Origin of the sequence: Streptomyces sp. NBC_01260 (assembly GCF_036226405.1) — a bacterium.
Taxonomy (GTDB): domain Bacteria; phylum Actinomycetota; class Actinomycetes; order Streptomycetales; family Streptomycetaceae; genus Streptomyces; species Streptomyces laculatispora.
This window is the reverse complement of record NZ_CP108464.1, coordinates 5,842,898-5,854,592: the sequence shown is the minus strand read 5'-3', so window position 1 is coordinate 5,854,592 and position 11,695 is coordinate 5,842,898. Positions and strand designations below refer to the sequence as shown.

Annotated in this window: 9 protein-coding genes; 4 read left to right on the top strand and 5 right to left on the bottom strand. The window is 70.1% G+C overall.

Annotated elements, in window-relative coordinates:
* Window positions 1-182: 182 nt before the first annotated feature.
* The gene (gene ppdK / locus OG322_RS25955) at window positions 183-2,945 is read right to left on the bottom strand and encodes a pyruvate, phosphate dikinase (RefSeq protein ID WP_329306996.1); all 2,763 of its coding nucleotides are present in this window, start codon (window positions 2,943-2,945) and stop codon (window positions 183-185) included.
* 592 nt (window positions 2,946-3,537) lie between these two features.
* Window positions 3,538-4,686, bottom strand: a complete 1,149-nt coding sequence (gene dusB / locus OG322_RS25950) for a tRNA dihydrouridine synthase DusB (RefSeq protein WP_123470829.1) — start codon at window positions 4,684-4,686, stop codon at window positions 3,538-3,540.
* Window positions 4,687-4,907: 221 nt separating this feature from the next.
* On the opposite strand from dusB, the gene OG322_RS25945 reads away from it, so the two are divergent.
* Window positions 4,908-6,491 carry an MFS transporter gene (locus tag OG322_RS25945; protein WP_206432306.1) on the top strand — a complete coding sequence of 528 codons (1,584 nt, stop codon included), beginning with the start codon at window positions 4,908-4,910 and terminating at the stop codon, window positions 6,489-6,491.
* Here OG322_RS25945 and OG322_RS25940 read toward each other — a convergent pair.
* Window positions 6,461-7,381 (bottom strand): MmyB family transcriptional regulator, encoded by a 921-nt coding sequence (locus tag OG322_RS25940; protein WP_123470834.1) that lies wholly within the window; start codon window positions 7,379-7,381, stop codon window positions 6,461-6,463. The genes OG322_RS25945 and OG322_RS25940 overlap by 31 nt on opposite strands.
* Before the next feature lie 152 nt (window positions 7,382-7,533).
* Between OG322_RS25940 and OG322_RS25935 the strand changes: the two genes are divergently transcribed.
* A complete protein-coding gene (locus OG322_RS25935) occupies window positions 7,534-8,955 on the top strand; it encodes an MFS transporter (protein WP_329307767.1) in 1,422 nt (473 codons plus the stop codon).
* A gap of 90 nt (window positions 8,956-9,045) precedes the next feature.
* On the opposite strand, the gene OG322_RS25930 is transcribed toward OG322_RS25935, so the two are convergent.
* Window positions 9,046-9,288, bottom strand: coding sequence for a DUF6243 family protein (locus OG322_RS25930; protein ID WP_123470836.1), 243 nt, complete (start codon window positions 9,286-9,288; stop codon window positions 9,046-9,048).
* A gap of 298 nt (window positions 9,289-9,586) precedes the next feature.
* Between OG322_RS25930 and OG322_RS25925 the strand changes: the two genes are divergently transcribed.
* Entirely contained in the window at window positions 9,587-10,600 is a 1,014-nt protein-coding gene (locus OG322_RS25925) for an aldo/keto reductase (protein ID WP_124283969.1), read from the top strand.
* A gap of 133 nt (window positions 10,601-10,733) precedes the next feature.
* Window positions 10,734-11,321, top strand: coding sequence for a TetR family transcriptional regulator (locus OG322_RS25920; protein ID WP_123470840.1), 588 nt, complete (start codon window positions 10,734-10,736; stop codon window positions 11,319-11,321).
* Between the two features lie 101 nt (window positions 11,322-11,422).
* Here the strand turns inward: OG322_RS25920 and OG322_RS25915 are convergent, their stop codons facing one another.
* Window positions 11,423-11,629 (bottom strand): hypothetical protein, encoded by a 207-nt coding sequence (locus OG322_RS25915; RefSeq protein ID WP_123470842.1) that lies wholly within the window; start codon window positions 11,627-11,629, stop codon window positions 11,423-11,425.
* Between the last annotated feature and the right edge of the window lie 66 nt (window positions 11,630-11,695).

The window sequence follows — 11,695 nt, the reverse complement described above, 5'->3', positions numbered from 1 at the left end:
CACAGCCCTCACGGTCCCGGGCCCCGCGCCGCGCTGCCGGATCCACGGGTCCGGCGGGCATGACGAGGCGGCGGCACCCCTCGCACAGGGTGCCGCCGCCTCCGGGAATTCCGTAGCCGCCGTCGGGTCGGTGAGGGTCTGGTGAGCCGACGACAGCTCCGGAATCAGTAGGTACCGCCGCGTCAGCGGCTGTCGCTGCCGCGCGACTCCGCTGCCGCCCGGCCCGCCTCCAGACGGGCCACCGGAATACGGAACGGTGAGCAGGAGACGTAGTCCAGGCCCACCTCGTGGAAGAAGTGCACCGACTCCGGGTCGCCGCCGTGCTCGCCGCAGATGCCGAGCTTCAGGTCGGGACGGGTGGCCCGGCCGGCCTCGACGGCGCTGCGTACCAGCGAACCGACGCCGTCCTTGTCGATCGTCTCGAACGGCGACACCCCGAAGATGCCCTTCTCCAGGTACGCGGTGAAGAACGAGGCCTCCACGTCGTCGCGGGAGAAGCCCCACACCGTCTGGGTCAGGTCGTTGGTGCCGAAGGAGAAGAACTCCGCCGCCTCGGCGATCTGACCGGCGGTCAGCGCGGCGCGCGGCAGCTCGATCATCGTGCCGATCTTCAGCTTGAGGTTCGTGCCGGTGGCGGCCTGGACCTCGGCGATGACCCGGTCCGCCTCCTCGCGGACGATCTCCAGCTCCTGGACCGTGCCGACGAGCGGGATCATGATCTCGGCGCGCGGGTCGCTCTTGGCGTTCTTGCGCTCGGCGGCGGCCTCGGCGATCGCCCGTACCTGCATGGCGAACAGGCCGGGGATGACAAGACCGAGCCGGACCCCGCGCAGACCGAGCATCGGGTTCTGCTCGTGCAGCTTGTGCACGGCCTGGAGCAGGCGGAGGTCGTTCTCGTTGGCGTCCTTGCGGGACTCCGCGAGCGCCACCCGGACCGACAGTTCGGTGATGTCGGGCAGGAACTCGTGCAGCGGCGGGTCGAGCAGCCGCACGGTGACGGGCAGTCCGTCCATCGCCTCGAACAGCTCGATGAAGTCGGCCTTCTGGAGCGGCAGCAGCGCGTCCAGCGCCGTCTCGCGCTCCTGGTCGGTGTCGGCCAGGATCAGCTTCTCGACCATCTCGCGGCGCGCGCCGAGGAACATGTGCTCGGTGCGGCACAGTCCGATGCCCTGGGCGCCGAAGCGACGGGCCCGCAGGGCGTCCTCGGCGTTGTCCGCGTTGGCCCGCACCCGCAGCCGGCGCACCCGGTCCGCGTACGCCATGATCCGGTGCACGGCGGCGACCAGCTCGTCGGCGTCGTCGGCGCCCGCGTGCATCCGGCCCTCGAAGTACTCGACGACCGGCGACGGCACGACGGGCACCTCGCCGAGGTAGACCTTGCCGGTCGATCCGTCGACGGAGACGAGGTCGCCCTCCTCCACGACCGTGGTCCCGGCCGTCAGCCGGCGGCGCTTGGTGTCGACCTCGATCTCCTCGGCACCGCAGACACAGGTCTTGCCCATGCCCCGGGCGACGACGGCGGCGTGCGAGGTCTTGCCGCCGCGCGAGGTCAGGATGCCCTCGGCGGCGATCATGCCGTCGAGGTCGTCCGGGTTGGTCTCACGGCGGATCAGGATGACCTTCTCGCCGGAACGGGACCATTTGATCGCGGTGTACGAGTCGAAGACGGCCTTGCCGACCGCCGCGCCCGGAGACGCCGCGATGCCGCGGCCGAGCAGCTGCGGCCCCTCCCCGCCGCGCGCTCCCGTGTCATCGAAGCGCGGGAACATCAGCTGCGCCAGCTGCGCGCCGTTGACCCGCTGCAGCGCCTCGGCCTCGTCGATGAGGCCCTGGTCCACGAGCTGGGTGGCGATCCGGAAGGCGGCACCGGCGGTGCGCTTGCCGACCCGGGTCTGCAGCATCCACAGCCGGCCGCGCTCGATGGTGAACTCGATGTCGCAGAGGTCCCGGTAGTGGGTTTCCAGCGTCTCCATGATCGCGATCAGCTGGTCGTACGACTTCTTGTCGATGGACTCCAGCTCGGCGAGCGCCACGGTGTTGCGGATGCCGGCGACGACGTCCTCGCCCTGCGCGTTCTGCAGGTAGTCGCCGTAGACACCCTGGTGGCCGCTGGCCGGGTCGCGGGTGAAGGCGACACCCGTACCCGAGTCGGGGCCGAGGTTGCCGAAGACCATGGAGCAGACGTTGACCGCGGTGCCGAGGTCGCCGGGGATGCGCTCCTGGCGGCGGTAGAGCTTGGCCCGGTCGGTGTTCCACGAGTCGAAGACGGCCTTTATGGCCAGGTCCATCTGCTCGCGGGGGTCCTGCGGGAAGTCGCGTCCGGCGTCCCGCGTGACGATCTTCTTGAACTGCTTGACCAGCTTCTTCAGGTCGGCCGCGTCGAGATCCACGTCGACGGTGACGCCCTTGGCCTCCTTGGCGGCCTCCAGCGCCTCCTCGAAGAGGTCGCCGTCGACGCCGAGGACGGTCTTGCCGAACATCTGGATGAGCCGACGGTAGGAGTCCCACGCGAACCGCTCGTCGCCGCTCTGGGTGGCGAGACCGACGACGGACGCGTCGGAGAGGCCGATGTTGAGGACCGTGTCCATCATGCCCGGCATCGAGAACTTGGCGCCGGAGCGGACGGAGACCAGCAGCGGGTCGTCGGACTGGCCGAGCTTCTTGGCCATCCGCGTCTCAAGGGCGTCGAGGTGCGCACTCACCTCGTCGCGCAGCGCGGCCGGCTCCTCACCACTGCCGAGGTAGACCTTGCACGCCTCGGTGGTGATGGTGAAGCCCGGAGGGACGGGGAGCCCGAGATTGGTCATCTCGGCGAGGTTGGCACCCTTCCCGCCGAGCAGGTCCTTCAGATCCCTGTTGCCCTCGGTGAAGTCATAAACGAACTTCTGACCCGCAGGCTCCCGGGATTCCGGGGTGGATACATGGGGATCTTTGTTTTCCGACACGGGTCTCGACTCCTCGAGGACGCGGTGGCTGCCCTGACGGCGAGGAACATACCCAGATCGAAGGTGTCTGGGTACGTCCACTTGCGCGTCGTGCGGCCGCAACCACCCATCCGCCAGCAGATCGAAAGTGACCCTACGAACAAGCTGTTCGAGCGAATGCATTCACTCCTTGAACGAATAATCACGCAGCGCACCCATCATCCTCGAGGATCGCGACGGTACGTAACAGAAGGATCGATCGATCAAAGTGGAGCCCTCTGGCACCCAGTGCCATCATTTGAGAAATGCACCCCGGGTTGTGATGCTCATCTGAGCGATACACCCCTCAAGGGTGGCGAGGATCACGCCGGAAGTGGCGCTCAGATGTCACCATCCGGACGCCTCCCGGGCAGCCGTGGGTGATCTGACGGTCACATGGCGCCACTCGGTGACGAGGCAGCCGACCGGCCAGACCTCGAGATCAGCCACCTCGGCAGAATCTGGCCGAATATCGAGCCCGATGTCGCCGATTCCGACCAGGCGGCTCGCTCAAACGAGCGAAGGGGGCGGAGCGGCACGCGGTGCCCCTCCACCCCCAGCGGTCCAGCGGGTCTCAGCCCCCCGACGTGTCCAGTTCCGCGTCCGCGCTGATGCCCGAGCAGTCGTACGGGTCCTTCAGCCAACCGTCCGGGAGAACCACCCGGTTGTTGCCCGAGGTACGTCCACGGGGGCCGTCGGCGCCGTCCGGCCACGGCTGGTCCAGCCGCAGCTCGTGCAGCTGCGAGCCCAGCTCCTCCAGCGAGGAGGTGACCGCGAGGTTCCTGCGCATCTCGGAACCGACCGCGAAGCCCTTGAGGTACCAGGCCACGTGCTTACGGAAGTCGATCACGCCCCGGCTCTCGTCGCCGATCCACTCGCCGAGCAGCGTCGCGTGCCGCAGCATGACGTCCGCGACGGTGCGCAGGGAGGGTGTCTGCCTCGTCCCCGTACCTTCGAAGGCGCTCACCAGGTCGCCGAAGAGCCAGGGGCGGCCCAGGCATCCGCGGCCCACGACCACGCCGTCGCAGCCGGTCTCGCGCATCATCCGCAGGGCGTCGTCCGCGCACCAGATGTCGCCGTTGCCCAGGACGGGGATCTCCGGGACGTGCTCCTTGAGGCGGGCGATGGCGTCCCAGTCGGCGGTGCCGCCATAGTGCTGGGCAGCGGTCCTGCCGTGCAGGGCCATCGCCGTGACGCCCTCCTCCACCGCGATCCGGCCGGCGTCGAGGTAGGTGAGGTGGTCGTCGTCGATGCCCTTGCGCATCTTGATGGTGACCGGCAGCTCGCCGGCGTTGGAGACTGCCTGGTGGAGGATCGCGCGCAGCAGCGGCCGCTTGTACGGAAGCGCCGAGCCACCGCCCTTGCGGGTGACCTTGGGGACCGGGCAGCCGAAGTTCAGGTCGATGTGGTCGGCGAGGTCCTCGTCGACGATCATGCGGACGGCCTTGCCGACCGTGACCGGGTCCACTCCGTACAGCTGGATGGAGCGCGGGGTCTCGCTCGCGTCGAAGCGGATGAGCTGCATGGTCTTCTCGTTGCGCTCGACCAGCGCCCGCGTCGTGATCATCTCGCTGACGAACAGCCCCTTGCCGCCCGAGAACTCCCGGCACAGCGTGCGGAAGGGCGCGTTGGTGATGCCGGCCATGGGGGCGAGGACCACCGGCGGCTGCACGGTGTGCGGGCCGATGCGGAGCAGCTGGGGCGAGGGGGCGAGCGTGGTCATTCCCCCATTGTCGCGTACGCGGAGAACTGCTCCGGGCGTATGTGGAGACCGCTCAGGGTGTACGCGGAGAAGCGCTCCTGCGGCCGGACTGCGCCTGCGGTGCCTGTGCCTGTGCCTGTGCCTGTGCCTGTGCCTGTGCCTGTGCCTGTGCCTGTGCCTGTGCCTGCCGAGGATGCACGGTACCGGCAGCGATAGTCGTTAGTTAGCCGTACTATCCATGTATGCCCGAGCTCAGCCACCGGAGACGGATGCTGGTGCTGGCGATCTGCTGCATGAGTCTGCTGATCGTCAGCCTGGACAGCACCGTCCTGAACGTCGCCCTCCCCTCCATGCGCCAGGACCTGCACGCGAGCGTCGCGGGGATGCAGTGGACGATCGACGCGTACACACTCGTCCTCGCCTCCCTGCTCATGCTCGCGGGTTCCACCGCCGACCGGATCGGCCGGCGCAAGGTCTTCAAGGCCGGACTCGTCCTCTTCACCCTGGGCTCGGCGCTCTGCTCGATCGCGCCCAGTCTGGAGACGCTGATCGTGTTCCGGATGGTGCAGGCCGTCGGCGGCTCCATGCTCAACCCGGTCGCGATGTCGATCATCACCAACACCTTCACCGAGCCGCGCGAACGCGCGCGGGCGATCGGTGCCTGGGGCGGTGTCGTCGGTATCTCGATGGCCGCGGGACCGGTGGTCGGCGGCAGTCTGGTCGATTCGGTCGGCTGGCGGTCGATCTTCTGGATCAATCTGCCGGTCGGCATCGCCGCACTGCTGTTGACCTGGAAGTACGTTCCCGAGTCGCGCGCCGCGAAGGCCCGCCGCCCCGATCCGGTGGGCCAGCTGCTGGTGATCGCGCTGCTGGGTTCGCTGACGTACGCGATCATCGAGGCGCCGCAGAAGGGGTGGGCCTCCGCGGAGATCCTGCTGTTCGCCGGGGTCGCGGCGGCTTCGCTGACCGGCCTGCTGGTGTACGAACCCCGGCGCGCCGATCCGCTGATCGATCTGCGGTTCTTCCACAGCGCCCCGTTCAGCGGGGCCACCGTCATCGCGGTCAGCGCCTTCGCCGCGCTCGGCGGCTTCCTCTTCGTCAACACGCTCTACCTGCAGGACGTACGGGGACTGAGCGCACTGGGCGCCGGTCTGTACATGCTCCCGATGGCGGCGGTGGTCTGTGTCCTGCCGCCGCTCTCGGGTCGCATGGTCGCCAGCCGGGGGCCGCGTATCCCGCTCCTGGTCGCGGGGGTCGCCATGGCGGCGAGCGGTCTCATGTTCGCGCTGTTCGACGCGGAGACCGACAACATGCTGATGTTCACCGGCTATGTGCTGTTCGGGCTGGGCTTCGGCTCGGTGAACGCGCCCATCACCAACACCGCCGTCTCCGGTATGCCGCGGTCCCAGGCGGGCGTGGCCGCGGCGGTCGCCTCGACGAGCCGTCAGATCGGGCAGACGCTGGGCGTCGCCGTGATCGGGGCGGTGCTGGCGGCGGGGATGGCCGGCGCCGGCTCCTCGGACGGCATCGGACCGGCCGGCGACTTCGTGGCGGCGAGCAGACCCGTCTGGTGGATCATCACCGGCTGCGGGGTGTGCGTCCTGCTGGTCGGGGCAGTGAGCAGCGGGCGCTGGGCGCGCGGCACCGCACGCCGGACCGCTGAACGGCTGGAGGGGGCCGCGACGGCGGACGGCCCGTCTGCGGGCGGTGGCTCCTCGGCGGGCGGTGGCTCTTCGGCGGCGGGGCACGGCCCTGCGGGAGGCCGGGCCGTGGATCAGTCGGGCCGGTCCGGAAGTCAGTCCTCGTCGGCGAGCACCAGGGCCTGAAGCCGCTGGAGCCGCTCATGGGTCTCCTCGTCGCGCGGTACGTAGGTGACCAGCCGCGGCCCGGCCGACGGGCCCAGCCAGAGGTCCGAGGTCTCCACGCGCAGCAGCCCCACGTACGCGTTGCGGAAGATCTTGGACCGGCCGCCGGGGCCGACGACCTCGTGCCGCAGCCAGGTCTCGCGGAACTCCGGCGACACCGTCTCCAGCCGCTTGAGCAGGGCCTTCCAGGAAGGTTCGGCGAGATGTTCGGCCATCGCGGCCCGGAATTTGGCCGTCAGGAAGCGGGTCACCTCGGCGATGTCCATGACGGTGGAACGCCATTCCTCGTTCGTGTAGGCCAGCAGCATGATGTTGCGGTCCTCGGGTGCGACGGCGTCCAGGTCGCAGAGCAACCGGCCGTAGGTCCGGTTGTGGGCGAGGATGTCGTACCGGCTGTTCTGGACGCAGGCGGGAATCGGCTCCAGTTGCCGCAGCATCGCGCGCAGCGCCGGGGTGATGCTCGGGCACTCCGTGCCGGGTGCCGGATCGATGGCCCCGGCGAGGGAGAAGAGGTGGCGGCGCTCGCTGCGGTCGAGCAGCAATGCGCGGGCGAGCGCGTCGAGGACCTGGGGCGAGACCTGGATGTCCCGGGCCTGTTCGAGCCAGGTGTACCAGGTGACGCCGACGGCGGAGAGCTGGGCCACCTCCTCGCGGCGCAGCCCCGGAGTACGCCTGCGGCGACCCCGTACCAGGCCCACCTGCTCGGGGGTGATCCGCTCCCTGCGGCTGCGCAGGAAGTCCGCGAGCTCGTGCCGCCGGATCTCGGTCTCCGGGACCTCGGGGGTTTCCCGGACCTCGGGGGCCTCTGGGACTACGGGGCCCGTCCCGGCCGCGGTCGCCATCGTCGTCATTCCTCCAGCTTGCTGGACGGCCCGACACCATGCCGGGTGCTACTTGTACCAGGATAAAGAAACTCTGGTACCAGGCTTCGGGAAGAGCCATCGTCGATGCCGTGAGTGATTCCTCCGTACGATCGAAGACATCCGCCACCACCGCCGCCCCCGTGGTGCGGCACGACCACCCCACGCCGGTGCTCGGCGCGCTGGGTCTGTTCACCGTGTTGCTGGGTGCGGCTCTTCCCCTGATCGACTTCTTCATCGTGAACGTCGCCCTCCCCACCATCGACCACGATCTGGCCGCGGGTCCCGCGCTGCTGGAACTCGTCGTCGCGGGCTACGGGCTCGCCTACGCCGTCCTGCTCGTACTCGGCGGCCGGCTCGGCGACATGGCCGGCCGGCGCCGGCTCTTCCTGCTGGGCATCGCGGCCTTCGGGCTCACCTCACTGGCCTGCGGGCTCGCACCGAACGCCTGGACGCTGGTCGGGGCACGGGTGGCCCAGGGCGCCGCGGCGGCGCTGATGCTGCCGCAGGTGCTCGCCACCATCCAGGCGGCCACCTCGGGACACCGGCGGGCCAGGGCGATGAGCCTGTACGGGGCGACAGCCGGACTCTCCATGGTCGCGGGCCAGATCCTGGGCGGGGTACTGGTCGCCGCCGCGCCGCTGTCGTCGGTGCTCGGCGAGAGCGCGGGCTGGCGGTCGGTGTTCCTGGTCAACGTTCCGGTGGCGGCGGTGGGGCTGGTACTGGCGGCCCGCTCGGTGCCGGAGACGCGCTCGGAGCGGCCCGCGCCGGTCGACGTACCGGGCACGCTGCTACTCGCCGCGTCACTGGTCACGCTGCTGGCCCCGCTGACCGAGGGGCGTGCGGCGGGCTGGCCGCTGTGGACCTGGGTCTCGCTGGCGCTGTTCCCGTTCACCGCGGCCGCCTTCTACCGGGTGGAGCGGCGGGCCGACCGGAGCGGCCGGATCCCGCTGGTCCCGCCGAGCCTGCTGCGGCTCGACTCGCTGCGGCGCGGGCTGTCGCTGGTGCTGCCGTTCTCGGTCGGCTTCGGCGGCTTCATGTTCGTCATCGCGGTGGCGCTCCAGCAGGGCCTGAAGCTGGGTCCGGCGGCGTCCGGCCTGTCGATGGCCCCGATGGCGGCGGCCTTCTTCGTCGCCTCGCTGGCCGGTCCGGGGCTGGTGCAGCGGTACGGCAGCCGGGTCGTGACGGCCGGCGGGCTCATCCAGGCCCTCGGCGTGGTGGTGCTGGCACTCACCGTATGGCGCGGCTGGTCCGGACTGGGGCTGCTTGGGCTGATGCCGGGGATGGCGATCGCCGGTCTCGGCCAGGGGCTCCAGCTGCCCGTCCTGTTCCGCATCGTGCTCTCCGACGTGCCGCCGGAGCGGGCCGGCGTGGGCGGCGGAGTCATGACGACGACTCAGCAGGCGGCGCTGGCGCTGGGCGTGGCGACGCTCGGTTCGCTGTTCCTTTCGCTGGCACCGGGGTCGGGGATGCGGGACGCGCTGATCGTGACGCTGCTGGTGCAGCTGGGCACGGTGGTGCTGACGACGCTGCTGAGCCTGAGGCTGCCGCGCACGGTCGCCTGAGCACGTCCGGAACGCCGGTGGCCCGGAACACCTCAGGTGTTCCGGGCCACGGTCGTACGTGTGGTGCGGCCCGCTCACTGCGAGCGGGCGTCAGCTCTGTGCCGGGGCGTCCTGCTCGGCGGCGTCCTGTGCCGGGGCGTCCCGCTCGGCGGCGTCGTCCGCCTGCTCGGGGTGGCCGGCACGCTCCCGCATCTTGCGCAGCAGCTCCTGCTTCTGCTCGGCCGCTGTCTTCCGGTCGGCGTTGCGCTCGGGACCTGCGCCCTGCTGCTCGGCGCGGGACAGCTTCTTCCGTTGTCCGCCGACGCCGAGAAGGTTGTTACGGCTCTTGGCCACGGGGTTCTCCCATTCATGGTGAAAGTGAGGTCTGAAACGACCCTGGATCGATCCGGTGGGCGGCGGGTGGTCGGACCCGCCGCGCGCTCACTCGTAGATCTGGAAGAACGGAGACATGCCGAAACGGTACCGCGCCCGGAGCGGCTCCAGCACCGGATTTTCGTCCGGCCGGATCACCCCGAAGAGGGAACATGGACTGACAGATATTGAAATCTGTCATCGCGTATGTCATGGTCGATATGCATGCATGACACTCCGCTCTCCTCTCCGCTCTCCTCCGCCCACTCGGGAGTTCCTCATGACCGCCCTTCGCACCCACACCCTCGGCTCCACCGGCCCGCAGGTCTCCGCGCTCGGCCTCGGCTGCATGGGAATGTCCGCGCTGTACGGCGAGGCCGACCGCGCCGAGTCGGTCGCCACCATTCATGCCGCGCTCGACACCGGCATCAACCTGCTGGACACCGGCGACTTCTACGGCATGGGCCACAACGAGCTACTGATCAACGAGGCCCTGCGCACCGCCCCCGCCGCCGCCCGGGAACAGGCCCTGACCAGCGTGAAGTTCGGCGCACTGCGGACGGTCGAGGGCGGCTTCAGCGGCTATGACGGCCGCCCGGCAGCGGTCAAGAACTTCGCGGCCTACTCACTCCAGCGGCTGGGCCTCGACCACATCGACGTCTACCGGATCGCCCGGCTCGACCCCGACGTCCCGATCGAGGAGACCGTCGGAGCCATCGCCGAGCTGGTCGAGGCCGGACACGTCCGCCACGTCGGCCTCTCCGAAGTCGGCGCGGAGACGATCCGGCGGGCGGCGTCCGTCGCCCCGATCTCCGATCTGCAGATCGAGTACTCGCTGATCTCCCGGTCCATCGAGGCGGAGATCCTGCCCGCCTGCCGGGAGCTCGGCATCGGCGTCACGGCGTACGGGGTGCTCTCCCGCGGTCTGATCAGCGGCCACTTCACCCGTGACCGCGAGCTGGCCGCCGGTGACTTCCGGACCATGAGCCCCCGCTTCCAGGACGAGAACCTCCAGCACAACCTCGACCTGGTCGACGCGCTCCGCAAGATCGCCGAGCAGAAGGGCGTCACGGTCGCGCAGATCGCCATCGCCTGGGTCCTCGCCCAGGGCGCGGACATCGTGCCGCTGGTCGGAGCCCGCAGGCGCGACCGGCTGACCGAGGCTCTCGGCTCCCTGGACGTGGAGCTGACCGCGGCCGATCTCGCCGCGATCGAGGAGGCCGTCCCGGCCGGCGCGGCGGCGGGCGCCCGCTACCCCGACAGCCAGATGGCCCACCTGGACAGCGAGCGCTGACCTCCGGGTACGGTCAGCGGGGCTCGGCGACACCGCCGGGAAGCCGTACGCGAGACCCGGTCCGGCCGCCGGCCCCCAGCCGCCCGAAGCCGCCCGAAGCCGCTCGACGCCCCCGAAAGGCAGCACACCCGCGATGACGCCGCCACCCGATCCGCTGACTCCCGAGCGCATCCTCGAAGCCACCGAGGACGTGCTGCGCCGCTACGGCCCCGCCAAGGCGACCGTGGTCGACGTGGCCCGGGCGCTCGGCGTCAGCCACGGCAGCGTGTACCGCCACTTCCGCACGAAGGCCGCCCTGCGCGAGGCCGTGACCGGTCGCTGGCTGACCCGCACGGAGCTGGCGCTCACCGAGATCCTGCACGCCTCGGCCCAGCCCGCCCCGGCGAAGCTGCGGCAGTGGCTGGAGGCGCTGTTCGAGGCCAAGCGGCACAAAGCGGGTGACGATCCGGAGCTGTTCGCCACCTATGAGGTGCTGATGGGCGAGAGCACCGTGGTCGAGGAGCACATCCGCGAACTGGTGGGCCAGCTGCGGGAGATGATCGAGGAGGGGGTGGCCGACGGGCAGTTCGCCGTGGACGACCCCGCGGCCGCCGCCCAGGCGGTCTTCGACGCGACGGCGCGCTTCCACGACCCGGCGTATGCCGCCGAGTGGCAGAAACCCGCCATCGTCGCCGAGTTCACCGCCGTCTCGGATCTGCTGCTGCGCGGCCTGCGCGCCTGACGACGGGCAACGGGCAACGGGCAACAAGGGTACGGCGCCTGCGGGGCGACGCGCGGCGGGCTCCACGCAGGCCACGACGGTGGCTTCGACTGGGGCTTCGGCTACGTCGCCGTCGGGTCGACCGTTGCCTGGTGCGCCTCGGCGAGGTGCTCCTCGGCCTTGAGCCAGGGCAGGAACTGCGCCCCCTTGCGCCAGTCGCAGGTGTCGCAGCTCAACTGCCGCTGCATCCCCGACTTCCTTACGTGGACTATGTGTTCACGGCCGTGCTGGTCCCATCTGCTGACCTTGCTCGTGGTCATGGACGGCATCCGAGCCTCCTGTGGACGATTGTGCCCAGTGTGCACGAAGCCCCCGGTTCCGTTCGGGGAACCGGG